This window comes from Citrobacter sp. CtB7.12, from assembly GCF_001297795.1.
GTDB classification, from domain to species: domain Bacteria; phylum Pseudomonadota; class Gammaproteobacteria; order Enterobacterales; family Enterobacteriaceae; genus Citrobacter_A; species Citrobacter_A amalonaticus.
This window is the reverse complement of record NZ_LIFT01000009.1, coordinates 1-23,395: the sequence shown is the minus strand read 5'-3', so window position 1 is coordinate 23,395 and position 23,395 is coordinate 1. Positions and strand designations below refer to the sequence as shown.

Here is a 23,395-nt window from a genome sequence, read left to right as displayed (position 1 = left end):
CATAGATGTCATTGGTTGACCGGGACTGATAAAGCCGGCGGTTTGGAGAAATAGAGCAACATTCGCACCACTACTCACAAAGCAGAGCCATAAAAATATAATTTTGTGAGGCGCTTCTAATCTTAAGTCTGCTTTGTGAAATATCTCACAAACGCTAAATGAGAATGAAAATCAGCCGGGAGAGGTATGGCGATAAGGTATTTCATCATCGCATTCTGTTTTCTCAAAAATGGCGATCGCTTATCATTATGATAAGTGAAAAATGAATCGGGAAATATTTGAACGCAATCGTTTAACTCCGTATTTCCTATTTATCGGTGTCGATTCTGCGCATTGATAAAATCCTCTGGTGTATCAATATCCAGAGTGATTTGGGCATCGTTTATTTCAATAAGATTATGTTTTCCGCGCAGCAATGCCTGACGCATATTGCTGACATCCGGTTGTGAGATGGCCTGCAACAGGCATTTTTTGGAAAGTAATACAGGATGGCCGGGCTGGCCATGATAGCAAGGGATAAGTGCGTTATCGTTACGTAACGCCCAGATTTTACGGAAAATATCGTTATTCAGTTCAGGCATGTCACCGTGCGTGATGAAGCAGTGCCCGCTGTTCACGGCGGCAGCGCCAACCTTAATTGACGTAAATAAACCCTGAGCATAATCCGGATTGTACGTAATAATAATATTAGGCTGATTCGCATAGCGATTATGTATCTCCGTGGCGCGGTAACCGGAAACTAATATCACCCGGTTACAAAATTGCAGCGCGTTTTTGATACTTGCATCAAGAATTGTTCCTGCGTGCCAGGGTAACATCATTTTCCATTTTCCCATTCTGGATGATAACCCAGCAGCAGTAATTATACAGTCGACGACAGGCATGGCGATTCCATAATGTCTATTAGATGTTATGTCACTTCAGAGAGGCTTATGAGTATACCGGGGCATGCTTCTTTATTCTTTGATTTAGGTGCACAGAAACGGCCAACGGTGATTTCAATTGTCGGTGCGGGTGGGAAAACCAGTACACTTTTCTGGCTCGCTCATCTCTTTCAGTTATCAGGTCGACGGGTATTCATCACCACGACGACGCATATGTTTCTGCCTGACCACTCCTGGCCGACCCTTTTCTGTCGGGAGCCTGCCGGGTTGCCGTATCACGTGTTAATGCAACCCATCATTACCTGCTTTCGGTCGTGGAAAGCCCCATTGGGAAAAGCACGTGGTTTCTCACCCGACGCCATCGATGCCTTAGCCAGACGATCGGAATGTGACGTGGTTCTCGTCGAGGCAGACGGCGCACGCGGAATGCCGCTTAAAGCGCCAGATGAGCACGAACCTTGCATACCTGAAAGCAGTTGCTGCGTGATTGCCGTGATGGGTGGACACCTGCTGGGGAAACGCGTGGGGGCAGAGCAGGTGCATCGTTGGTCGCCGTTCGCCGGGATGACAGGCCTGACGGAGGGATCCCCCTTATCGCTGAAGGCGCTGGTTCGCCTGGTTCAGCATCCACAGGGAGCATTCAAAAATGCCCCGCCAGCCAGTCGACGCGTCTGGTTTCTCAATCGTTTTTCTCAATCTGAGAATGCCATTGATGAACGCGAGCTCATCCAACTGTTGTCAGACGGTGATGTGCAGGCTATCTGGCTGGGGAATGCACAGGAAACGCCTGCAATCACGCGCAGATTTGTGAGATAGCGACGCCGGGAACACCGGGTTCCTGAAAAGATATCCATTGAGGTCTGTATGAATATTTTCACAGAGGCTGCAAAACTTGAAGAGCAAAACCGCCCATTTGCGTTGGCGCAGATTGTCGATAGCCGGGGGTCCACGCCCCGCCATTCGGCACAGATGCTGGTACATCAGGATGGGTCTATCGTCGGGACTATCGGCGGAGGCATGGTGGAGCGCAAGGTGATCGACGAAGCGCTGCTGGCGTTACAGGAAAGAAAGCCGCGTATGTTTCATGGCCGGATGGCCCGCAACGGCGCCGATGCCGTTGGCTCGGACTGCGGTGGCGCGATGTCGGTTTTTATTAGCGTGCACGGCCTGCGCCCGCGACTGGTGTTAATCGGCGGTGGGCATGTCAACCGGGCGATTGCCCAGGGGGCATCGCTGTTAGGGTTTGATATTGCCGTAGCGGATGTTTATCGCGAAAGCGTTAACCCGGACGCTTTTCCTCCCTCGGTACAGTTGTTACATGCCGATTCTTTTACCGCGGCAGTGGATGCGCTGGAGATCCGTCCGGACAACTTTGTGCTTATCGCGACGAACAATCAGGATCGGGAAGCGCTGGACAAATTGATCGAGCAACCCGTCGCGTGGCTGGGCTTGCTGGCAAGCCGTCGTAAAGTGCAGTTGTTTATGCGTCAGTTACGGGAGAAGGGCGTCGGTGAAGAGCACATTGCCCGCCTGCATGCGCCGGTGGGTTACAACATTGGTGCTGAAACGCCGCAGGAGATTGCGGTCAGCGTGCTGGCGGAGATCTTACAGGTTAAAAATAATGCGCCCGGTGGACTGATGATGCGCACTGCGCATCCGTCCGGCCATCAGCGGGTGGTGATTCGTGGCGCGGGAGATATCGCCAGCGGCGTGGCGCTGCGATTGTTCCATGCCGGTTTCAAAGTGATCATGCTGGAAGTGGAGAAACCGACCGTCATTCGCCGCAGCGTTGCGTTCGCGCAGGCCGTCTTTGATGGTGAAATGATCGTGGAAGGCGTGACGGCAAGACTGGCCACCTCGTCAGCAGAAGCGGCGGCGTTAGCCGAGCGTGGTTTTATCCCGATTCTGGTCGATCCTGCCGGTTCGCTGATTGACGCACTGAAACCCGTCTGCGTGGTGGATGCGATTCTGGCAAAACAAAATCTGGGTACGCGAAAAGATATGGCTCCTGTGACCATTGCGTTGGGGCCTGGGTTTACTGCGGGTGAAGACTGCCATGCGGTGATTGAAACAAATCGTGGACACTGGCTGGGTCAGGTGATTTACGCCGGTTGTGCACAGGAAAATACCGGGATACCCGGCAATATCATGGGGCATACCGCACGACGGGTGATTCGTGCACCCGCCGCAGGCATCATGCGCGCCAGAGTGAAATTAGGCGATCTGGTAGAAGAGGGCGAGGTGATTGCCTGGATTGGCGAAAACGAAATCAAGGCGCCGCTGTCGGGGATGGTGCGCGGCCTGTTAAGTGACGGGCTGGCGGTGGTGGGCGGTTTTAAAATCGGCGATATCGACCCGCGCGGCGAGACGGCGGATTTTACCAGCGTCTCTGATAAAGCGAGAGCGATAGGCGGCGGAGTGCTGGAAGCGCTCATGATGCTGATGCATCAGGGGGTGAAGTCAACGAATGAGGTGCTTGAAGTGGCGTAATGCGAATGACCAGATGGCGCTATGTTTATCCGGCCCGGGAGGCGCCAGGCCGGGTACGCAAAGCGCCCCGGCGAATAAAACGCATCAGATTACTGGCAGATAACCGTTCCGGTTTTTCCCTCAATCCCTTCTTTCGCTTTACTGAGCACCGTGATCAGGGCTTCCCGACCGGGACGGGAGCGGGCGAACGACGCTGCGGCCTCCACTTTCGGCAACATAGAACCTTTAGCGAAATGCCCTTCGCTGATAAAGCGTTCCGCATCGCTCAACGACAGGCGATCCAGCCATTGCTCATTTTCTTTACCGAAGTTAATAGCCACTTTTTCGACCGCCGTCAGGATGATGAGCATATCCGCGTCGATCATCTCTGCCAGGCGGGCACTGGCCCAGTCCTTATCGATCACCGCGCTGGCCCCCCGCAGATGGTTGCCTTCGCGAATCACCGGAATACCGCCTCCGCCCACGGTAATAACCACCTGTCCGGCCTCAACCAGCGCCTTGACGGTTTCTTTCTCAATGATGTCCACCGGCTTAGGCGAGGCCACGACACGACGATAACCACGTCCGGCATCTTCTCTAAGCGTATAACCTTGTTTTTCCAGCTGTTCCGCTTCCTGCTGTGTGAAGAATGAACCGATGGGTTTGGTGGGGTTCAGAAACGCAGGATCGTGGGCGTCGACTTCTACCTGCGTCACCAGTGTGGCGACAGGTTTGTGCATCCCGCGTGAGAGCAATTCTTCGCGCAGCGCGTTTTGCAGATCGTAACCGATATAGCCCTGGCTCAATGCCACGCAGACGGACATCGGCAGCATTGGCGAGTGCGCCTCTGTTTTTGCCGCGGCTTCGAATGCCTGGTTGATCATACCCACCTGCGGCCCGTTACCATGAGTCACGATAACCTCATGACCCTGCGCAATGAGATCCACAATGGCCTGCGCGGTGATTTTGACGGCCTGCATCTGTCCGGCCAGATCCTCACCCAACGCGTTACCACCCAGCGCGAGAACAATTTTCTTCCTCATTTTTCCTCACTTATCATACACAGTTATCTGTTTCACCCACGCCGGGCGGGGTAAACGGCTTACGTCGTAAGAAGCGGCCCCGGCCTGCTTTCCCTGTAAAGACGCCATCGCAGAAGATCGTTTCGCCACGCGACAGCGTTCTGACAATCGCACCCTGACAGCGGAACCCCTCCCAGGGCGAATAATCAGCGTTATCGTGCAGGTGAGCATGATGGATCGTCTGGCTCTGGCGGGGATCGATAATCACCACATCGCCATCAGCGCCAGGTGCCAGTTGCCCCTTCTGCGGCCATACGCCGAACAGCCTGGCAGGCGTCGCGCTGGTTAACGCGACAAAGCGTTCAGGGGTAATTCGCCCGCTCATCACACCTTCAGAAAAGAGCAGTTGCAGGCGGTTTTCCACGCCGGGCAAACCATTCGGGCAGCGGCTGAAATCGCCGCCTGAGATCTGCTGGCGCTGCGCCATTGAGAAGGTGCAGTGGTCAGTCGCCACCACGTCAATGGCGCCGTCACTGATGCCGCACCAGAGCTTGTCCTGCTCGCGTACATTGCGTAACGGCGGGCTGAGAATGAAGTTCAGGCCGTCTTCCCCGTCATAACGGCGTTCATCCAGCAGCAGATATTGCGGACAGGTCTCTATCCACACGGGCTGATGATTCGCTTTCGCCAGGCGTAAATAGTCCAGTCCCAGGCCATTGGACAGGTGGACGATATACAACGGCGCGTTTCCCGCTAACTGCGCAAGGTTAATCATCCGGGCGATGGCTTCGGCTTCACATTCCAGCGGTCTGCTCAGGGCGTGATAGCGTGGCGACGTTAAGCCAGCGGCAATGAATTCGGCCCGTTTACTGGCGATGGCGGCGTCGTTTTCCGGGTGGACGGTGGTCAGCGCGCCGGACTTGTGCAAACGGCGCAGCACCTGCAAGGTTTCATCATCGTTGAGTTTGTACTGGTAGGTCAGATAGAGCTTGAAGCTGCTGATGCCTTCTTCCACCATCATCGGGATCTCGTCGAGGATGGCATGATTGACATGCTGAATGACGCCATGGAAACTGTAGTCGATCGCCGCTTTGTGCGCGGCGTACCCCTGGTAGACTTCCAGTTGATGGCGCAGGCGACAGCCTGATGGGCCAAATCCCATATGGTCAATAATGGTTGTTGTACCGCCACACGCCGCGGCGCGGGTGCCGGTAAAAAAATCATCACAGCTACGGGCGAGGCCGGTGTCGATATTGAAATGCGTATGTACATCCACGCCGCCGGGAAAAACGTAGCATCCCGCAGCATCAATCACTTCACACGAAGGGGGCGGCGTAATCTCCTCATCCCGTTGACGAACGATACCGTTCTCAATCAGCAGGTCCTGTTTAGCCTGTCCGTCGGCGTTAACGACAATGCCATTTTTAATCAATACGCGCATAGCACACTCCAGAAATCCCCCGGTAAACCGGGGGAGACAGATGGATCGTTATTTCGTTGCCAGCCAGGACAGTGGAATGGCAGCGTACATCGCGGCGCAGGTCACCAGATGTGATTTCCAGGTTTTTTCATTTGGCGCGTGGGCTTCGGGTTCTTTACCCGGACCAAAACCGATCACCGGAATACCGTGACGTCCCATAATCGATACGCCGTTGGTGGAGAACGTCCACTTGTCGACCACCGGTGCTTTGCCGAACAGACCTTCATAGGCATTGACCAGCGCTTTGACGGTGAAGTGATCTTCTTCCACTTTCCAGGTTGGGAAGTAGCATTCGGTCGGGTAAACCAGCCCGGTCCAGGAAGGGCGGTCATAGTTGTACATCGAGACCACCGCATTGGCTTTTTTTACAGCCGGCAGGGCGCGAATCTCTTCCAGCGCGCCTTCCCAGGTTTCACCCCAGGTCAGACGACGGTCGATGGAGACGGCGCAACTGTCCGCCACGGCGCAGCGGCTTGGCGAGGTGAAGAAGATTTCGGAAACGGTTAAGGTCCCTTTACCGAGGAATTCGTCATAAGCCAGATGTTGTGACAATTCCTGTAACTCGTTGAGGATTGGTCCCATTTTAAAAATGGCGTTATCGCCGCGTTCCGGGGCGGAACCGTGACAACTGACTCCCTGCACATCAATGCGTATTTCCATGCGCCCGCGCTGTCCACGATAAACCTGGCAATCGGTCGGCTCGGTACTGACAACAAACTCCGGACGGATACCGGATTGCTCGATGATGTACTGCCAGCACAGACCATCGCAGTCCTCTTCCTGTACCGTGCCGGTGACCAGCAGCGTGTACTCATCTTCCAGACCGAGATCTTTAATGATCTTCCCGGCGTAAACCATGGACGCCATGCCGCCTTCCTGGTCAGACGTGCCGCGTCCACCGATCAGTTCATCGGTCTCCATCCCTTCATAGGGATCAAAATTCCAGTTGTTGATGTTGCCGATACCGACCGTATCGATATGCGCGTCCATCGCGACCAGGCGCGGGCCATGGCCGATGTATCCCAGAATGTTGCCCATCGGGTCGATCTCGACTTTATCGAAACCGACTTTCTCCATTTCTTGTTTGATGCGATGGATAACCCGTTTTTCATCGCAGCTTTCGCTGGGAATGGCGACCATGTCGCGCAGGAAACGCGTCATGTCTTCTTTGTAGTCGTTTGCTTTTTCAAGAATCAGTTTAAAAGGAATGTGCTTAGCCATGACTTTTCTCCAGTGTTCGCTCCCGAATCTCCTGGGGAGCGTTTTCCAATAGGGGGTTACAGTGCGACCGGATGTTTGCCTTCCCAGACCACTTCCCGGTAGTGCTTCACATCGGTATCGCCTTCGGTACTGATGACCAGCACAACGGCATCTTTATCTAACGCCAGTTTGTCCATCAGGGCCTGGCGCTGTGGGTGATGATGGACAGCAGCCAGAACGCCCAACCCTACGGCGCCGGACTCGCCGGAGATCACCCGTGGGTCGCTGCCAAAAGGATTACCCAGCACGCGCATGCCCAGCGCGGCGACGCTGTCCTGGCAGGAGATAAATTGGGTGGCGCAGTTGCGCAGAATTTCCCAGCCGAGCGGGTTAGGTTCACCACAGGCCAGACCGGCCATGATGGTTGCCATATCTCCCCCAACGTTGACGATGTCGCCTTTCACGCCGGAACGATAAATGCAGTCCGCTTTGTCCGGTTCGACGATAATGCTGTGCAGGTTTTGCGGGCCATAGACGTCGACCAGATAGCCCAGCACGCCGCCCGCCATGGCGCCAACGCCAGCCTGTAACAGCACGTGGGTCGGTGTGACGTCCAGGGCGCGCATTTGCTCAACGGCCTCATCGGCCAGCGTGGCGTAGCCCTGCATAATCCAGGTGGGGATTTTGGTGTAACCTTCCCAGGCGGTGTCCTGCACCACTTCCCAGCCGTTTTGTTGGGCGTGCTGCATGGTCAGACGAACGGTATCGTCATAGTTCATGTCGGTGACAATGCACTCCGCGCCGAGGTTGAGAATGGCGTCCACGCGTTCTTGCGCTGAGCCTTTCGGCATGTAAATCACCGCATGTTGTCCGAGCTGTTGTGCCGCCCAGGCAATACCGCGACCGTGGTTACCGTCGGTGGTAGTGGCAAACGTCATTTTTTCGCCGATGGCGTTTTTGAGCTGTTCGAAAGAGAGCGTCTCAATATCAAGATGATATTTCTCACACAACAGGCAGGCGATGGCAAAAGCCCCGCCGAGCATCTTGAACGCGTTCAGTCCAAAGCGTTTTGACTCATCTTTGACGAGGATTTTCTTCACGCCAAACAGTCGGGCGAGGTCATCCAGCGCACAGAGCGGCGTTGGGTGGTAGCCCGCGATCTTTTGATGGAACTGGCGAGCCACTTTGGCCTGTTTTTGCGAAAAAAGGGGCGATGTTTCACCGTTGTAAAAGCGGTTATCGGCAATATCGATCTTCAGTGAGAAAACGGACATATCCTATCCTTTTGGCCTCCGGAAAGGAGAGCCGACCGGCAGGTCGGCTCAGGGGGTTATTTCACGCGTGGTTGCGCTTCTTTCAACAACTGCTCCAGCAGTACGCCAGGCTTCGGATATTTGCGGGAGAGGATCATCGCGGCGATGATGTAGGGCTTCCAACTGGCTTCTTTGTACGTTGCTATGCGGTATTTTTCGAATACGGCGTCGGTGACTTCCCCTTCTTTGCAGGAGACGCCGCTGATATCCGCGGGCAGGCAGTGCATATACAGCGCTTCGCCGTCGCGGGTGAGTTGCATCATTTCTTCAGTGCAGTGCCAGTTTTTATGCTTTGCGTTTTGCTCAAGACACTGTCTTTCCAGCTCTTTCAGGGCCGCGTGATCGTTAGCGCGCAGAAGTTCGGTACGTTCTTCCATCACTTTGTAAGGCGCCCATGATTTCGGATAGACGATGTCGGCATCTTTGAAGGCTTCTTCCATGCTGGTGACCTGGCGGAAGCTGCCGCCGGACGCGTTCGCATTGTTTTTCGCCACTTCAATCACGTCCGGGATCAGGTCATATCCTTCCGGATGCGCCAGGGTGACGTCCATACCGAAGCGGGTCATCAGACCGATAATGCCTTGTGGCACAGAGAGGGGTTTGCCGTAGCTGGGTGAGTAGGCCCAGGTCATGGCGATTTTTTTACCCTTAAGGTTTTCCAGCGAACCAAAATGTTCACGTAGCCAGGCCAAATCCGCCATCGCCTGTGTTGGATGGTCGATATCGCATTGCAGGTTAACTAACGCCGGACGCTGCGGCAGCACGCCCTGTTTGTAGCCGTCATCCAGCGCGGCGCCGACTTCACGCATATAGGCGTTGCCCGCACCAAGATACATGTCGTCGCGAATACCAATGGCGTCGGCGCAGAAGGAGATCATATTGGCCGTTTCGCGGACGGTTTCGCCGTGCGCGATTTGTGATTTTCCTTCGTCCAGATCCTGCTGAGCCAGGCCGAGCAGGTTAAGGGCGGACGCGTAAGAAAAGCGGGTACGGGTGGAGTTATCGCGGAAAACGGAAATCCCTAATCCACTATTGAAGACTTTGGTCGCGATGTTTTCGGCACGCAGCATCTTCAGCGCAGCAGCGACGTCCAGGACTTGTTTCAGTTCATCCGGCGTCTGTTCCCACGTAAGCAAAAAATCCTTCTCGTGAAGGTGTGAGGTCAGCGAATTGATATCCTTTATCAGCTCATTAACAGTTTTCATGGTAAGGTCCTGGTAGTGGAATGACGGCAAGGTGGCTTATTCGCGGTAATGACAAGCGGCATCACCGATATAACAGGGACTAACAATAAGCGTGCCAAAATGAATCCGACGGCGGATAAATAGGAAATCATCAGGCAATATGTGGCACTGATCACAGAATAAAGCTATCTGTAATTCGTCATGAATATACGAAAACGTTTGGCTTAATAAATAACGCCATGTGTCAATGAACTGACTGACAGAATAATACCCGGATGAAGAGTAAATACCGTCAGTTTGATAAACTCACTGCGCTGATTCTCATATTGATATAGAAATGTGATTTCTCTTGCATATTTTCATTATAAAATGATAAAGAGCCTGTGTTTTTATCAAAGCAAATTTTGTCTGAGTTAGTATCCTTATATTCTACGAACCATCAATGTCTTCAATGATCAATCATTTAAGTGATTCCGGAAGGTAAGACTATGGTGCTTGCAACAACGCAGTCCATTTTGATGCAGATTCAACCTACCATTCAGCGTTTCGCCAGAATGCTTGCCAGCGTTTTGCAACTCGAAGTTGAGATCGTCGATGATAACCTCTGCCGCGTCGCGGGAACCGGCGCTTACGGGAAATACCTCGGACGCCCGTTGAGCGGTAACTCCAGACTGTTGCGCTATGTGCTGGAAAGTAAAAAAGAAAAGGTTGTGACGCATTCCCGCTTTGACCCGCTCTGTGAAGGCTGCGATAGCAAAGATAACTGTCGCGAGAAGGCTTTTCTGGGAACCCCCGTCATTCTGCAGGACCGCTGTGTAGGAGTGATCAGTTTGATTGCCGTAACGCATGAACAGCAGGAACATATCAATGACAACCTGCGCGAGTTTTCAGACTATGTTCGCCATATATCCACTATTTTTGTTTCAAAACTTCTCGAAGATCAGAGTGGGAGTGACAACATCAGTAAAATATTTTCGACAATGATCGAGAATATGGATCAAGGTGTATTGGTCATTGATGAAGACAACCGCGTACAGTTCGCGAATCAAACCGCGTTAAAAATTCTTGGTGCGGTGCAGAATAATATGGTGGGAAAGTCGGTCAGGTTTCGGCCATTAACGTTTGAAAGTAATTTCACGCACGGGCATATGCAGCATATCGTCTCCTGGGATGATAAAAGTGAACTGATCATTGGTCAGTTGCATCATGTGCAGGGACGGCAGTTATTCCTGATGGCCTTCCATCAGTCGCATACCAGTTCCTCTGTATCGATTGCCACCGATGAACCGCATATTGAACAACTGGTGGGTGAATGCCGGGTTATGCGCCAGCTTAAGCGGCTGATCGGCCGTATTGCCCCCAGTCCGTCCAGCGTCATGATTGTGGGGGAGAGCGGCACCGGAAAAGAGGTGGTCGCGCGCGCCATTCACAAACTCAGCGATCGACGCAATAAACCGTTTATCGCCATCAACTGCGCGGCGATACCGGAACAGTTGCTGGAAAGTGAACTGTTTGGCTATGTTAAAGGCGCATTCACCGGCGCCTCCGCCAATGGGAAAACGGGCCTGATTCAGGCGGCAAACAGTGGAACGCTGTTTCTCGATGAAATTGGCGATATGCCCTTGATGCTACAGGCTAAATTGCTCAGGGCGATTGAAGCGAGGGAAGTGTTGCCGCTTGGCGCGAGCAGTCCGGTTCAGGTCGACATCCGCATTATTTCAGCTACCAATCAGAACCTCGGGCAGTTTATCGCCGAAGGCAAATTCCGCGAAGATCTGTTCTATCGACTGAACGTCATCCCACTGACTCTGCCCCCGCTACGTGAACGACAGGACGATATTGAGCTACTGGTGCACTATTTCCTGCATCTGCATACTCGCCGTTTAGGGCTGGTCTATCCGGGGATTGCACCGGATGTAGTGACCCTGCTCAGACACCATCAGTGGCCGGGAAATCTGCGAGAATTAAGCAACCTGATGGAATATCTGGTCAACGTGGTCCCTTCAGGCGAGGTGATCGACAGTACGCTTTTACCGCCAAATCTGATCAACAACGGTAAAGCGCCGGAATCCGTTGGAGCGGTCGCTCATGCGGCGCAGTTGCTGTCTGAGGATACCGGCGGAACCGCGCTGGAAGAGATGGAAAAGCAGATGATTCGCGAAGCGCTATCTCGCCACTCCAACAAAAAACAGGTGGCGGATGAGTTAGGCATTGGGATTGCCACGCTTTATCGCAAAATTAAAAAGTACGAGCTGCTGAACGCATAACTCAACGCATAACCGCGTTCAGGTTGCATCAGGGGGCGAGTGTGTGAACGCTACTGACCCGGAGGCAACCTGAAGGATGCGGTGTTAATTATTCAGGCTCAGTGCAGCGCTGGACGGTATCGACAATCATCTGATAGCCAGTACAACGGCACAAATTCCCCGCCAGACCACGACGGATCTCCAAAATGGTTAATGGTTTTTCACGCGGTTTTGCCAGCAATGCGGTGGTCGCCATAATCAGACCCGGCGTGCAAAAACCACACTGCACGGCACCGGATGTCGCATAAGCCATCTGAACACGCGAGAGCTGACTGCCAGCCGATTCACCTTCCAGGGTACGGATCTGTTTTCCGGCTGCCCACGCGGCAAGGTACAGGCAACTGTCGATGGCCGTACCGTCAACCAGCACCGTACAGGCTCCGCATTCACCGACACAGCATCCCTGTTTGACGCTCAGCAACCCTTGTTCGCGCAGGAGTTCAGAGAGCGGCATCCCCGGCATGATGCTGAGCTGAAAAGGGTGATCATTAATGACGCATTCCAGCGTGATTCGGTTAGTGTCATTCATTGCAGCTTTCCTCCCGCCGCGACAACGGCTTCAGTAACCACTTTCCGGGTCATCGTCTGGATGAGATGCAGACGAAATTCCTTACTTGCCCGCCAGGAAGATCGCGGGGCGACGTCCTGCAGAACGGATTCGGCGATCGCGTCCAGCGTCTGGTGGGTCAATGGCGCATTTTGCGCCGCGCTCTCCGCATGCTGACAGCGAACTGGCGTCGGAGCCGCAACGCCGAATGCCAGACGAAGTTCTTTAAAACCGCCGTTATCCAGTTGGCATCGTGCCGCACAACCAATGGTCGAGATGTCCATCGCATCGCGCATGGCATATTTAAAATGCGCGCTGCCGGTATGTGCTCTCGGCTGCGGTGGGAAATGAAAGGCGACAAGGATTTCATCTTGCTCAAGAGCGACTTTTCCGGGGCCGGTGTGAAAACCGTTGATGCTGGTAAAACGCCCCCCTTTTGGCGAGGCGATCTCAAGCGTGGCGTCATAAATCAGCGTTGGCGTCGCCGAGTCTGCACTGGTTGCACCATTACAGATATTCCCGCCGTAGGTCGCGACATTACGGATTTGCGGTCCGGCGATGGAGGTAGCTGCCGCACACAGGGCTGGCAGATGTCGTTGCGCGACGGGATGCTCGATAATCTCGCTAAAGGTGGTGGCGGAACCGATACGCAGCCTTTCTTCCTTCGACAGGGTAATGCCTCGTAATTCGGGCAGATCATGGATATCGACGATATGACGGTAACGCGCATTGTGATGATGAAGTTGGATCAGTACGTCGGTTCCGCCGGCGAGCAGTTTCGCCTGCGGATAGCACGCCAGCAGGCTGACAGCCTCGGCAATGTCTGAAGCGCGATGATAAGAAGCAAAGTCAAACATGATCATATCCTCAAATCAAGCCAGCCTGGTGGAACTCCGCATATAACCGTTTTGGCGTCAGTGGCAACGTATCAATTGCAACGCCTGTGGCCATTTTCACTGCGTTACGAATGGCGGCAGCAACAGGAATAATGGGCGGCTCGCCGAGGGATTTATGTCCATACGCCGACTGCGGCTCCTGCGTTTCAACGAATGCGCTCTCCAGTTGCGGCAGGTCAGGCATGGTCGGCATTTTGTAATCAAGGAGATTCGGGTTACGCACCAGACCACTTTCCCCATCGATGATCATCTCTTCAAACAGCGACCAGCCAATGCCCATTCCCATCCCGCCATGCACCTGACCTTCCGCCAGTTGAGGGTTCAGAATATGGCCGGAATCGTGGACATTGAGGATGCGGTTGATGGTGACCTTGCACAGGGCGATATCGACGCTCAGATCGACAAACGTGCAGCCAAACGCCGGTGGGTTAGTGGTGGTTTTCACCGAGCATTCCGCAGACAACTGACCGCCGCGCTCCGGATGATAAAACGCATCCATCGCCAGCTCTTTTAAGGACAGCAACGGTGAGTCCGGGCGATCGATAAGGACGATGTGGCCTGCCGTCAGCGTCAGGCTCATGACGGACTGATGCAGCATGTCGGCAGCGTGAAGAAGGATCTTATCGCGCAGTTGAAGTGCTGCCTTGCGCAGTGCCGGTGCGGTGACATAGCTTTGGCGAGAGGCGAAGGCGCCAGGGTCGAAGGGGGTAATGTCGGTATCCTGGGTGGAAATAACGTGCACATCGCTGACCGGTACGCCGAGAGTTTCCGCCACCATCTGTGAGAAAACGGTATCCGCCCCCTGACCGATTTCCGTGGCTCCGCTCTGCACGTTGATCGTTCCGTCCTGATTCATCAGCAGACGGGCACCAGCGATCTCCACGCCGACCGGCCAGGTGTTGGAGGTATAACTAAAACAGGCGACGCCGACGCCCCGGCGGATGTTGCCTTGCTGGTGCAGACATTCAGCGCGACGGGCGTCCCACTCAAACAGCGCGCGGCCTTTTTGCAGACATTCCGGGAGCCCCGCGCTGTAGATGCGTTTGCCGGTAATCGGGTTCGTGTCGCCTTCGCAGGCCGCATTGCGCAACCGAACCTCGACCGGATCGAGACCCAGCGCCGTTGCGGCGTCATCCAGCATCGATTCTACGGCAAAGATCACCTGCGGCGCGCCGTAGCCGCGCATCGCGCCAGCGGAAGGAAGATTGGTATAGCAGGTGGTGGAACGGTAAGCGTATTCGCTACGGGGATAGAGATAGGCAACTTTGTTGCCGCCCGCCGAGGCGATGGAGTGCCCGTGTGAGGCGTAAGCGCCAGTATTTGACAGAACATCCAGACGATAGCCTTGCAACGTGCCGTCGCGATTGAGCCCTATCTGTCCATCCATCGTGAACGCATGGCGGGTACGGGAAGCGAGAAAACATTCTTCACGGCTGAGAGAGACTTTCACTGGAATACCGCCCAGTTTGCGCGTCAGGAAAGCGGCCATGGGTTCTTCCAGCACATCCTGCTTGTTTCCAAATCCGCCGCCGACGTAAGGTTTGATAACCCGCACGCATGACCACGGAATGCCCAATGCCTGCCCCACGACCCGGCGTACGATGTGTGGGATCTGCGTGCTGGAGACGATGGAGATTCGCGAGTCATCTTCCATCCAGGCCAATGAAGTGACGCTTTCCATATGGCAATGTTGAATCACCGGCGTCTGGTAATGTCCCTGGAGTTGGTAATCAGCGGCATCAATGGCCTGCTGGACATTCCCGGTGGTCATTTCACTGCGATTGAGCAAATTACCGCCTGGGTGAATAGGGACTGCGTCATCCGCCAGAGCCGCTTCTGGCGTGGTGATCACCGGGAGTTTTTCCCATTCCACATTCACCAGTAAGGACGCTTTTTCTGCGGTTAACGCGTCCCTTGCCACAACAATCGCGACCGCATCGCCATGATGGCGTACGTGGCGGGTCAACAGAAAACGGTCGGCGGTGTCACGTTTGTTCTCATCCAGCGTCCAGGCGTGCCCTGCCGTGGCGAAGGGAATATCCGGTACATCTTCCCAGGTAAACACGGCCAGTACACCGGGCAGGCTTTTCGCCTCGTCACAGTTGATGCAGGTGGCGTAACCGTGGGCAATCGGACTGCGAACGTACTTGGCATAACACATGCCCGCCATCATGTAATCATCAGTATATCGAGCCCGCCCGGTCACTTTAGCGATGGCATCCACGCGCATGCATGACTCTCCGGTAGCGGTTGCTTCCCGCGCATCCATAAACGTCCCCTTGATTTAACAATTCGGTTCCTGAACAACCGTTAAATCAGGCAAGAATTACGCCAGAAGCGCAAAGTTGCGCCGTGAGAAAAGGGAAGTGTGACGGAGATAATAATATGGTCTGTCGGGAGAGGGATCCGACCTTTGACGATGAGCACCTTGCGTATCATTATGAGTTTAATCAACTCATTGTGATACACGGTAAGTGGCGGTGATAGCGTTTATCAGGCGGTCCATGAGGGGACTAACCGATTCAATAAATTTGGCATCCGGATTATGGCTGTTATCATATGGCGTCTGTGAATATTGCGAGGAACGGTTTTGAGCGCAGGACGCCTGAAGAAAAATAGCCTGGGTATTGCCATGCTGCTTTGTGCGGGATTGCTTGTCGTGGGCTGCTCGGGGAGCAAATCGTCTGATTCTGGCGCCGTTTATACCGTCAAACGGGGAGATACCCTTTACCGTATTTCACGCACGACAGGTACCAGCGTCAAAGACCTTGCGCGTCTGAACGGCATTTCGCCGCCGTACACCATTGAAGTTGGGCAAAAGCTGAAGCTCAGTGGTTCGAAAACGGCCTCATCGAAATCCACTAAAAAGTCGTCTACCAAAACAGCCTCCGCGAGACCGTCTTCTTCCGTGCCGCAATCGTCCTGGCCACCGGTAGGGCAACGTTGTTGGCAGTGGCCTGCCAGCGGTAAGGTGATCCTGCCTTATTCCACTGCGGATGGAGGGAATAAGGGGATCGACATTTCCGCTGCCCGCGGTACGCCGGTTTATGCCGCCGGGGCAGGGAAGGTGGTCTACGTGGGCAACCAACTGCGGGGCTACGGTAATCTCATTATGATCAAACACAGTGAAGATTACATTACCGCCTACGCTCACAACGACACGATGCTGGTAAATAACGGGCAAAGCGTGAAGGCGGGACAGAAAATCGCCACGATGGGCAGTACTGATGCGGCCTCGGTGCGGTTGCACTTCCAGATTCGCTACCGTGCGACGGCCATCGACCCGCTGCGTTACCTGCCGCCGCAGGGCAGCAAACCGAAATGCTGACGGTGAATTAATCGCCAGTCAGCTGGTCTGTCCCTTGCCAACAAGAGCGTAAGGTTTATAATGCCTTACGCACTCCAAAGCGGGCGTAGTTCAATGGTAGAACGAGAGCTTCCCAAGCTCTATACGAGGGTTCGATTCCCTTCGCCCGCTCCATGACACTTCATACTTAAAACTCTCCAGTTTACTGAATCCAAAGGGAAATAGCTTAAAGCCTCCTTGCTGAGTTCCTTACTGTAACCGACGGTATAACCCTCACAGGGTCAGTGAGAAGTCTTGCTTTATTCATATATGGAAATTCAAATATAATTTGACACTGTACGGTTACAGCGAGATATTGCGAAACAATAGCCGGGGGGACTTATGCCACAATTATCATCTCTACAACTCTTCAAAAACCTCTCCGATGAAACCCGCTTGGGCATTGTGTTGCTGCTCAGGGAGATGGGAGAGCTGTGCGTGTGCGATCTCTGTACGGCACTGGAACAGTCACAGCCCAAGATCTCCCGCCATCTGGCGATGCTTCGGGAAAGTGGTCTATTGCTGGATCGTAAGCAGGGGAAATGGGTTCATTATCGCTTATCCCCGCATATTCCTTCCTGGGCCGCTCAGGTGATTGAGCAGGCCTGGTTAAGCCAACAGGACGACGTACAGGCCATCGCCCGTAAGCTGGCATCAGCAAACTGCTCTGGCAGTGGTAAGGCTGTTTGTATCTAAAAAATTTGCCTGTACATATATGTTTTTACGGATGTGAGGTGTTAAAGATGAAAACGTTAACCGTGTTTGATCCTGCGATGTGCTGCAGTACCGGCGTTTGTGGTTCAGATGTTGATCAAGTTCTGGTTGATTTCTCTGCGGATGTGCAGTGGCTGAAAGGACGTGGCGTACAGGTTGAACGTTACAACCTGGCGCAGCAGCCCATGAGCTTTGTTCAGAACGAGAAAGCGAAAGCATTCCTCGAAGCATCTGGAGCAGAAGGGCTTCCGCTACTGCTGTTGGACGGCGAAACGGTGATGGCAGGGCGATACCCAAAACGCGCTGAGCTGGCTCGCTGGTTAGGCATTCCGCTGGAGAAGGTTGGGTTAGCGCCCACCAGCTGCTGTGGTGGTAAAACTTCCTGTTGCTGAGTATGTCAGGAGGACATATGAAATTCTTACAGAATATCCCGCCTTACCTGTTTTTTACCGGTAAGGGAGGTGTAGGAAAAACGTCCATTTCCTGCGCGACGGCAATCCGCCTTGCCGAACAGGGGAAGCGGGTTTTGCTGGTCAGTACCGATCCGGCTTCCAATGTCGGTCAGGTATTCAATCAGGCTATCGGTAACACCATTCGCCCTGTGGCAGCAGTTCCTGGACTTTCCGCTCTGGAGATCGACCCGCAGGAAGCCGCCCAACAATACCGCGCCAGAATAGTTGATCCTATCAAAGGTCTTCTGCCTGATGACGTTGTTAACAGTATCAGCGAGCAGCTTTCAGGAGCCTGTACCACTGAGATTGCGGCGTTTGATGAGTTCACCGGCTTATTGACAGACGCTTCCCTGCTGACCCGCTTCGATCACATTATTTTTGATACAGCGCCGACGGGCCACACGATTCGCCTTCTCCAGCTTCCCGGTTCCTGGAGTAGCTTTATTGAAAGCAACCCGGATGGTGCTTCCTGTCTTGGCCCAATGGCCGGTCTGGAAAAGCAGCGTGAGCAGTATGCTCATGCAGTAGAGGCGTTATCCGATCCTGAACGTACCCGCCTGGTTCTGGTTGCACGACTGCAAAAATCTACGCTGCAGGAAGTCGCCCGCACCCATGAAGAACTGGCTGCAATTGGCCTGAAAAACCAGTATCTGGTGATTAATGGTGTGCTGCCTAAAGCCGAAGCTGAACATGACGCCCTTGCCGCTGCGATATGGCAACGTGAGCAGGAGGCACTGGCAAATCTTCCTGCCGGTTTATCTGAGCTACCGACAGATACCCTATTACTACAGCCAGTCAATATGGTTGGTGTTTCAGCATTGAAGGGACTGCTGGATACCCGTTCTGAGGCATTACCGCTCCCGGTAACGAACGTCCTGTACACGCCTGAAAACTTATCGCTCTCTGGCCTGGTCGATGATATCGCTCGCAGTGAACACGGCCTGATTATGCTGATGGGCAAAGGTGGCGTAGGGAAAACCACGATGGCTGCTGCCATCGCCGTCAGGCTGGCAGACATGGGATTTGACGTGCATCTCACGACCTCTGATCCTGCTGCGCACCTGAGTACAACGCTGAACGGCAGCCTCAAAAACCTGCAGGTCAGCCGCATCAACCCTCACGATGAAACCGAACGCTATCGCCAGCATGTTCTTGAGACGAAGGGAAGAGATCTGGACGAAGCAGGGAAACGGCTACTGGAAGAGGATTTACGCTCTCCCTGTACTGAAGAAATTGCCGTGTTTCAGGCCTTCTCCCGCGTGATTCGTGAAGCGGGTAAGCGCTTTGTTGTTATGGATACCGCCCCTACCGGACACACGCTGTTACTGCTGGATGCGACCGGGGCTTACCACCGAGAGATTGCCAAAAAAAAGGGGAGTAAAGGTCATTTTACTACCCCAATGATGCAGCTTCAGGACCCGGATAGAACCAAAGTTCTGCTGGTTACGCTTCCTGAAACCACACCGGTGCTGGAAGCGGCAAACCTGCAGTCTGACCTTGAAAGAGCGGGGATTCATCCGTGGGGCTGGATTATCAATAACAGCCTTTCCATTGCGGATACGCGTTCTCCGTTGCTTTGCCAGCGCGCCCGGCAGGAACTGCCTCAGATTGAGGCTGTTAAGAATCAGCATGCTGACCGTATAGCGCTCGTTCCGGTATTGGCGTCAGAGCCCGCCGGTATTGAAAAGCTCAGAAAGTTGATGAGTTAATTTTTTTGTATTTACAGGGCGGCAAAGTCGCCCTGTCAGGAGGATGTATGTTACTGGCAGGCGTTATTTTTGTCCTGACCATTGTTTTGGTTATCTGGCAGCCTAAGGGTTTAGGGATCGGCTGGAGCGCGACGCTGGGCGCAGGACTGGCTTTGATTTCTGGCGTTGTGCATGTAAGCGATATTCCGGTGGTGTGGAATATCGTCTGGAACGCGACGGCAACATTTATTGCCGTAATTATTATCAGCCTGCTGCTCGATGAATCTGGTTTTTTCGAATGGGCGGCACTGCATGTTTCACGTTGGGGTAATGGTCATGGCCGTTTGCTCTTTACGTATATCGTTCTGCTCGGTGCGGCGGTGGCGGCACTGTTTGCCAACGATGGAGCGGCATTGATTCTGACGCCGATAGTCATCGCCATGCTGCTGGCATTAGGGTTCAGCAAAGGCACCACGCTGGCATTCGTCATGGCTGCCGGGTTTATTGCCGATACTGCCAGCCTGCCGCTTATCGTGTCGAACCTGGTGAATATCGTCTCGGCGGACTTCTTTGGTCTGGGATTCACTGAATATGCATCGGTGATGGTGCCGGTGGATATTGCCGCCATTGTTGCCACGCTGGTGATGCTGCATCTGTTCTTCCGCAAAGATATTCCACCGACTTACGATCGGGCTCTCCTTAAGGCACCGACAAAGGCGATTAAAGATCTGGCAACCTTCAGAACTGGCTGGATAGTGTTGATTCTTCTTCTGGTTGGCTTTTTCGTCCTTGAGCCGTTGGGTATCCCGGTCAGCGCGATTGCTGCTGTAGGCGCTGTCATTCTGTTTACTGTGGCGAAACGAGGCCATGCCATTAACACCGGCAAAGTGCTGCGCGGTGCGCCATGGCAGATCGTCATCTTCTCACTGGGGATGTACCTGGTGGTCTACGGTCTGCGCAACGCCGGACTAACCGAATACCTTTCAGGTGTGCTGAACGTACTGGCGGATAAAGGACTCTGGGTCGCGACGCTGGGGACTGGCTTCCTGACAGCAATCCTGTCTTCCATTATGAACAACATGCCTACGGTACTGGTTGGCGCGCTCTCTATCGAGGGAAGCACTGCCACCGGCGTTATTAAAGAGGCGATGATCTACGCTAACGTGATTGGCTGCGATCTGGGGCCGAAAATTACACCTATTGGTAGCCTTGCAACGCTGCTCTGGCTGCATGTACTTTCACAGAAGAATATGACCATCACGTGGGGATACTATTTCCGCACCGGGATTATTATGACTCTGCCTGTGCTGTTTGTAACGCTGGCGGCGCTGGCGCTACGTCTCTCTTTCACTTTGTAATGAGATACTGATATGAGCAACATCACCATATATCACAACCCGGCCTGCGGTACGTCGCGTAACACGCTTGAGATGATCCGCAACAGCGGTAATGAACCGACCGTTATTCATTACCTTGAAACTCCACCGTCTCGCGATGAGCTGGTCAAACTCATTGCGGATATGGGCATTTCCGTCCGGGCTTTGCTGCGTAAAAACGTCGAGCCTTATGAAGAACTGGGGCTTGCCGAAGATAAGTTTACTGACAACCAGATAATAGACTTTATGTTGCAGCATCCGATCCTGATTAACCGTCCGATTGTGGTGACGCCACTGGGAACTAAACTGTGTCGTCCTTCCGAGGTGGTTCTGGATATCCTTCCAGATGCTCAGAAAGCGGCTTTCGCTAAGGAAGATGGTGAGAAAGTCGTTGATGAAACAGGTAAGCGATTGAAATAAAGATGAAGGGGGCAGATGCTCCCTTATTCCTGCCTCAGAGCATAAGACCCGAATCTTCTGGCAGAGCACTATTCCTTCACCAAGTTTCATTTGCAGCAAAACAGTGTCAAGCCTGTGGCCATGTTTGAAACCATCCGGAGGTTCGGTTTCGAAGCGACCTGTACCATGCAGGACATGGGGCCGTAGCCCCATCATTAGCCTGCCAATTTTGCTGGCAGAGCCGTAACTCATATTCTCAGACGGTCTGATTCAGATGTTGCTGGCGTAGTTTTAACAAACGAAAAACCAGTATCATGACGATAATTCCTGCCACCATCGCCAGAAAATGGAAAGCTATCCTGCCACCAGCCTGAAAATAGAACCAGCGGGCCAGCTCTACTGAGGTCGCCATAAAACTTAATGCAATAATGTTAATGGTTGCTGATACGGTGCCTTTAGGCAGGGAATGAGAAAAAAGCGCAAAACGGAACAGGACGGGATACAGCATTCCTGTCCCGAGGGCATAAATACTTATTCCCATCACCGACCATAACCAGACATGCGGCCAACCCAGATTACCAAGCAGAAGGGTACACAGCCCGCTTAGCTGAACTGGAACGGTACGCCAGATAAAGCGCGGTGAAGTGGGGTCTTTGATAAAATTCGCGACGATGATGCTGGCAATAATCACCCCGCCAAATACAGGTACCTGAGTCCAGGCATACATACCGGGTGACATCCCGCCATCCTCAATCAGGATCACCGGAGAGAGCGCGACCCAGGTAATCATCGGCAGGTTACCGAATGACAGGGCCAGGGCACCCGTCAGTACCACCGGATGTCTGAAGGCGCTGATAAAATCGGATAATACATCTCCAGGATGAAACCCCTGGCCCTGACGTTTGACTGTCTCCGGCATTTTAATCATCAACATGACCCAGGCCATCAGACTCATCCCTCCGATGATCGCAAATAACAGCTTCCAGTGCATAAAGGACATCAGAGCTGCTCCAGCCAGTGGGCCGATGACAGGCGCAAGCAATACGATTGAGGTCAGAGCAGCCATGATACGGATGGAATCCTTTTCATCAAAGGCCTCCTGTATTGACACATAACCAACGGTGGAGATGAAGCAAATACTGGTTCCCTGTATAAAACGGGCAATAAAATATTGCTCGATCGTGGTGACAAACATCATGCCCAGACAGGCCAGGGCAAAGATCATTGCACCAGTGAGCAGGACGGGACGGCGACCAATCCGGTCAGAGAGAGGACCGAGGAGCCACTGGAGCGCCAGACCTCCGGCCATATAAAGACTGACAGAGGCAGGCGCGAGAGTGATATCAGCCTGAAGCTCACGGATGATGTGGATGATGCCCGGCTGGATGAGATCCGTGGTCAGATAGGCTGAAAAATCGTAGATGACCATCGCCAGTGGAAATAATAGAACGCTGCCATACCTGTTAAGGCGTCCCGTAAATGGCTTCATAAACGGGTTCTCCGTTTTTTATAACCCCTTGATTTTAATCAACTCAGATCGTGCAGTTCTTTATCCATCGCAGGAGTCAGTCTGAGATCAAGAAATTCTACCTCCAACCCCTGGCGCTGAGGTGTACAACACATGACGCCCGTTCTTACTGGGCCCATGGGAAAATGACATAAGCGAAGTAATGGCCAGTGCTGTCCATCTGAGGAGTACTGCAATCGTAACGCATCTTTCTTACGGGTCAGACGCAGCCAGAACTCCTTCGGATCCCCTGGAAAGAGTCCTGTAGCCCAGTCGGAATTTCCCAGCGTGAGTACACTCCCGATTGCAGGTGCTCCATCGTTAAATTCGATGCCAGCTTTGAGCCAGTGCTGTTCGTCAGAGAGCATCATAATTCCGGCCTGGTCATAAAGTGTGGTGAAGTCTGCGCGGATCCTGACCTGAAAAGTAAAATCTCCTGTTACGTCAGTAGCGTAGATGTGACCGGTAAAACGCTCAAACCCGTACCAGGTACGACGCCAGAAATCGGTATGATCATCTGTGATTACCGACAGGGCGTTATTTTCGTAGCGCCATATGGCGGGCTCATTGATCCATTCAAACTTGCAACTCATCATTATTCTCCTGTCATCC

The 23,395-nt window shown here is 53.4% G+C and carries 20 protein-coding genes and 1 tRNA gene; 10 read left to right on the top strand and 11 right to left on the bottom strand.

The annotated features are described in order from the left end of the window. Positions 1-311: 311 nt before the first annotated feature. Positions 312-884 carry a molybdenum cofactor cytidylyltransferase gene (gene mocA, locus AOY24_RS12870; protein WP_054176753.1) on the bottom strand — a complete coding sequence of 191 codons (573 nt, stop codon included), beginning with the start codon at positions 882-884 and terminating at the stop codon, positions 312-314. A 48-nt stretch (positions 885-932) separates the two neighbouring features. Here mocA and yqeC point away from each other — a divergent pair, with 48 nt between their 5' ends. Together yqeC and yqeB are read left to right on the top strand one after the other, a co-directional pair. Beyond that, positions 933-1,700, top strand: a complete 768-nt coding sequence (yqeC, locus tag AOY24_RS12865) for a selenium cofactor biosynthesis protein YqeC (RefSeq protein ID WP_044327190.1) — start codon at positions 933-935, stop codon at positions 1,698-1,700. A 48-nt stretch (positions 1,701-1,748) separates the two neighbouring features. Beyond that, positions 1,749-3,374, top strand: coding sequence for a selenium-dependent molybdenum cofactor biosynthesis protein YqeB (yqeB, locus tag AOY24_RS12860; RefSeq protein WP_054176752.1), 1,626 nt, complete (start codon positions 1,749-1,751; stop codon positions 3,372-3,374). Positions 3,375-3,463: 89 nt separating this feature from the next. Here the strand turns inward: yqeB and arcC are convergent, their stop codons facing one another. From arcC to ygeW, 5 genes are read right to left on the bottom strand one after another with little or no spacing between them, the layout of a single operon-like run. Then, a complete protein-coding gene (gene arcC, locus AOY24_RS12855; RefSeq protein WP_042999383.1) occupies positions 3,464-4,396 on the bottom strand; it encodes a carbamate kinase in 933 nt (310 codons plus the stop codon). Positions 4,397-4,409: 13 nt separating this feature from the next. Further along, a complete protein-coding gene (hydA, locus tag AOY24_RS12850; protein ID WP_054176751.1) occupies positions 4,410-5,816 on the bottom strand; it encodes a dihydropyrimidinase in 1,407 nt (468 codons plus the stop codon). A 48-nt stretch (positions 5,817-5,864) separates the two neighbouring features. Further along, positions 5,865-7,076 (bottom strand): YgeY family selenium metabolism-linked hydrolase, encoded by a 1,212-nt coding sequence (locus AOY24_RS12845; protein ID WP_042999385.1) that lies wholly within the window; start codon positions 7,074-7,076, stop codon positions 5,865-5,867. Positions 7,077-7,132: 56 nt separating this feature from the next. After that, the gene (gene dpaL, locus AOY24_RS12840; protein ID WP_054176750.1) at positions 7,133-8,329 is read right to left on the bottom strand and encodes a diaminopropionate ammonia-lyase; all 1,197 of its coding nucleotides are present in this window, start codon (positions 8,327-8,329) and stop codon (positions 7,133-7,135) included. Between the two features lie 56 nt (positions 8,330-8,385). Then, positions 8,386-9,573 (bottom strand): knotted carbamoyltransferase YgeW, encoded by a 1,188-nt coding sequence (ygeW, locus tag AOY24_RS12835; protein WP_042999387.1) that lies wholly within the window; start codon positions 9,571-9,573, stop codon positions 8,386-8,388. 467 nt (positions 9,574-10,040) lie between these two features. Between ygeW and AOY24_RS12830 the strand changes: the two genes are divergently transcribed. Further along, complete coding sequence (locus AOY24_RS12830; protein ID WP_042999388.1) at positions 10,041-11,819, top strand: sigma-54-dependent Fis family transcriptional regulator; 1,779 nt, start codon at positions 10,041-10,043, stop codon at positions 11,817-11,819. Positions 11,820-11,907: 88 nt separating this feature from the next. Here AOY24_RS12830 and xdhC read toward each other — a convergent pair whose 3' ends face one another. The 3 genes from xdhC to xdhA are packed head-to-tail and all read right to left on the bottom strand — an operon-like array spanning position 11,908 to position 15,570. Beyond that, positions 11,908-12,387, bottom strand: coding sequence for a xanthine dehydrogenase iron sulfur-binding subunit XdhC (gene xdhC / locus AOY24_RS12825; RefSeq protein WP_042999389.1), 480 nt, complete (start codon positions 12,385-12,387; stop codon positions 11,908-11,910). Further along, positions 12,384-13,262 carry a xanthine dehydrogenase FAD-binding subunit XdhB gene (xdhB, locus tag AOY24_RS12820; RefSeq protein WP_054176749.1) on the bottom strand — a complete coding sequence of 293 codons (879 nt, stop codon included), beginning with the start codon at positions 13,260-13,262 and terminating at the stop codon, positions 12,384-12,386. Before xdhB ends, xdhC begins: the two co-directional genes overlap by 4 nt. A gap of 10 nt (positions 13,263-13,272) precedes the next feature. Next, positions 13,273-15,570, bottom strand: a complete 2,298-nt coding sequence (gene xdhA / locus AOY24_RS12815) for a xanthine dehydrogenase molybdenum-binding subunit XdhA (RefSeq protein ID WP_054176748.1) — start codon at positions 15,568-15,570, stop codon at positions 13,273-13,275. A 321-nt stretch (positions 15,571-15,891) separates the two neighbouring features. Here xdhA and actS point away from each other — a divergent pair, with 321 nt between their 5' ends. From actS to arsC, 7 genes are all read left to right on the top strand, one after another. Then, a complete protein-coding gene (gene actS / locus AOY24_RS12810; RefSeq protein ID WP_054176747.1) occupies positions 15,892-16,629 on the top strand; it encodes an amidase activator ActS in 738 nt (245 codons plus the stop codon). Between the two features lie 79 nt (positions 16,630-16,708). After that, positions 16,709-16,782 (top strand) — tRNA-Gly (locus tag AOY24_RS12805). Between the two features lie 207 nt (positions 16,783-16,989). After that, on the top strand, positions 16,990-17,343 hold the full coding sequence (gene arsR, locus AOY24_RS12800; RefSeq protein WP_042999394.1) for an As(III)-sensing metalloregulatory transcriptional repressor ArsR: 354 nt from the start codon (positions 16,990-16,992) through the stop codon (positions 17,341-17,343). Positions 17,344-17,390: 47 nt separating this feature from the next. Next, positions 17,391-17,753: an arsenite efflux transporter metallochaperone ArsD gene (gene arsD, locus AOY24_RS12795; RefSeq protein ID WP_054176746.1), complete on the top strand. Its 363-nt coding sequence runs from the start codon at positions 17,391-17,393 to the stop codon at positions 17,751-17,753. 17 nt (positions 17,754-17,770) lie between these two features. Next, positions 17,771-19,522: an arsenite efflux transporter ATPase subunit ArsA gene (gene arsA / locus AOY24_RS12790; protein ID WP_054176745.1), complete on the top strand. Its 1,752-nt coding sequence runs from the start codon at positions 17,771-17,773 to the stop codon at positions 19,520-19,522. Positions 19,523-19,569: 47 nt separating this feature from the next. Next, entirely contained in the window at positions 19,570-20,859 is a 1,290-nt protein-coding gene (gene arsB, locus AOY24_RS12785; RefSeq protein ID WP_054176744.1) for an arsenite efflux transporter membrane subunit ArsB, read from the top strand. Positions 20,860-20,871: 12 nt separating this feature from the next. Next, a complete protein-coding gene (arsC, locus tag AOY24_RS12780) occupies positions 20,872-21,297 on the top strand; it encodes a glutaredoxin-dependent arsenate reductase (RefSeq protein WP_042999397.1) in 426 nt (141 codons plus the stop codon). Between the two features lie 235 nt (positions 21,298-21,532). Here the strand turns inward: arsC and AOY24_RS12775 are convergent, their stop codons facing one another. Beyond that, positions 21,533-22,765: a multidrug efflux MFS transporter MdtM gene (locus tag AOY24_RS12775; RefSeq protein WP_054176743.1), complete on the bottom strand. Its 1,233-nt coding sequence runs from the start codon at positions 22,763-22,765 to the stop codon at positions 21,533-21,535. A 38-nt stretch (positions 22,766-22,803) separates the two neighbouring features. Then, positions 22,804-23,376, bottom strand: coding sequence for a DUF1349 domain-containing protein (locus AOY24_RS12770; RefSeq protein WP_054176818.1), 573 nt, complete (start codon positions 23,374-23,376; stop codon positions 22,804-22,806). Positions 23,377-23,395: the final 19 nt, after the last annotated feature.

Coding starts and splice junctions, on each gene's coding strand:
- mocA (WP_054176753.1), bottom strand. CDS start 884: ATGCCTGTCGTCGACTGTATAATTACTGCTGCTGGGTTATCATCCAGA.
- yqeC (WP_044327190.1), top strand. CDS start 933: ATGAGTATACCGGGGCATGCTTCTTTATTCTTTGATTTAGGTGCACAG.
- yqeB (WP_054176752.1), top strand. CDS start 1,749: ATGAATATTTTCACAGAGGCTGCAAAACTTGAAGAGCAAAACCGCCCA.
- arcC (WP_042999383.1), bottom strand. CDS start 4,396: ATGAGGAAGAAAATTGTTCTCGCGCTGGGTGGTAACGCGTTGGGTGAG.
- hydA (WP_054176751.1), bottom strand. CDS start 5,816: ATGCGCGTATTGATTAAAAATGGCATTGTCGTTAACGCCGACGGACAG.
- AOY24_RS12845 (WP_042999385.1), bottom strand. CDS start 7,076: ATGGCTAAGCACATTCCTTTTAAACTGATTCTTGAAAAAGCAAACGAC.
- dpaL (WP_054176750.1), bottom strand. CDS start 8,329: ATGTCCGTTTTCTCACTGAAGATCGATATTGCCGATAACCGCTTTTAC.
- ygeW (WP_042999387.1), bottom strand. CDS start 9,573: ATGAAAACTGTTAATGAGCTGATAAAGGATATCAATTCGCTGACCTCA.
- AOY24_RS12830 (WP_042999388.1), top strand. CDS start 10,041: ATGGTGCTTGCAACAACGCAGTCCATTTTGATGCAGATTCAACCTACC.
- xdhC (WP_042999389.1), bottom strand. CDS start 12,387: ATGAATGACACTAACCGAATCACGCTGGAATGCGTCATTAATGATCAC.
- xdhB (WP_054176749.1), bottom strand. CDS start 13,262: ATGTTTGACTTTGCTTCTTATCATCGCGCTTCAGACATTGCCGAGGCT.
- xdhA (WP_054176748.1), bottom strand. CDS start 15,570: ATGGATGCGCGGGAAGCAACCGCTACCGGAGAGTCATGCATGCGCGTG.
- arsR (WP_042999394.1), top strand. CDS start 16,990: ATGCCACAATTATCATCTCTACAACTCTTCAAAAACCTCTCCGATGAA.
- arsD (WP_054176746.1), top strand. CDS start 17,391: ATGAAAACGTTAACCGTGTTTGATCCTGCGATGTGCTGCAGTACCGGC.
- arsA (WP_054176745.1), top strand. CDS start 17,771: ATGAAATTCTTACAGAATATCCCGCCTTACCTGTTTTTTACCGGTAAG.
- arsB (WP_054176744.1), top strand. CDS start 19,570: ATGTTACTGGCAGGCGTTATTTTTGTCCTGACCATTGTTTTGGTTATC.
- arsC (WP_042999397.1), top strand. CDS start 20,872: ATGAGCAACATCACCATATATCACAACCCGGCCTGCGGTACGTCGCGT.
- AOY24_RS12775 (WP_054176743.1), bottom strand. CDS start 22,765: ATGAAGCCATTTACGGGACGCCTTAACAGGTATGGCAGCGTTCTATTA.
- AOY24_RS12770 (WP_054176818.1), bottom strand. CDS start 23,376: ATGAGTTGCAAGTTTGAATGGATCAATGAGCCCGCCATATGGCGCTAC.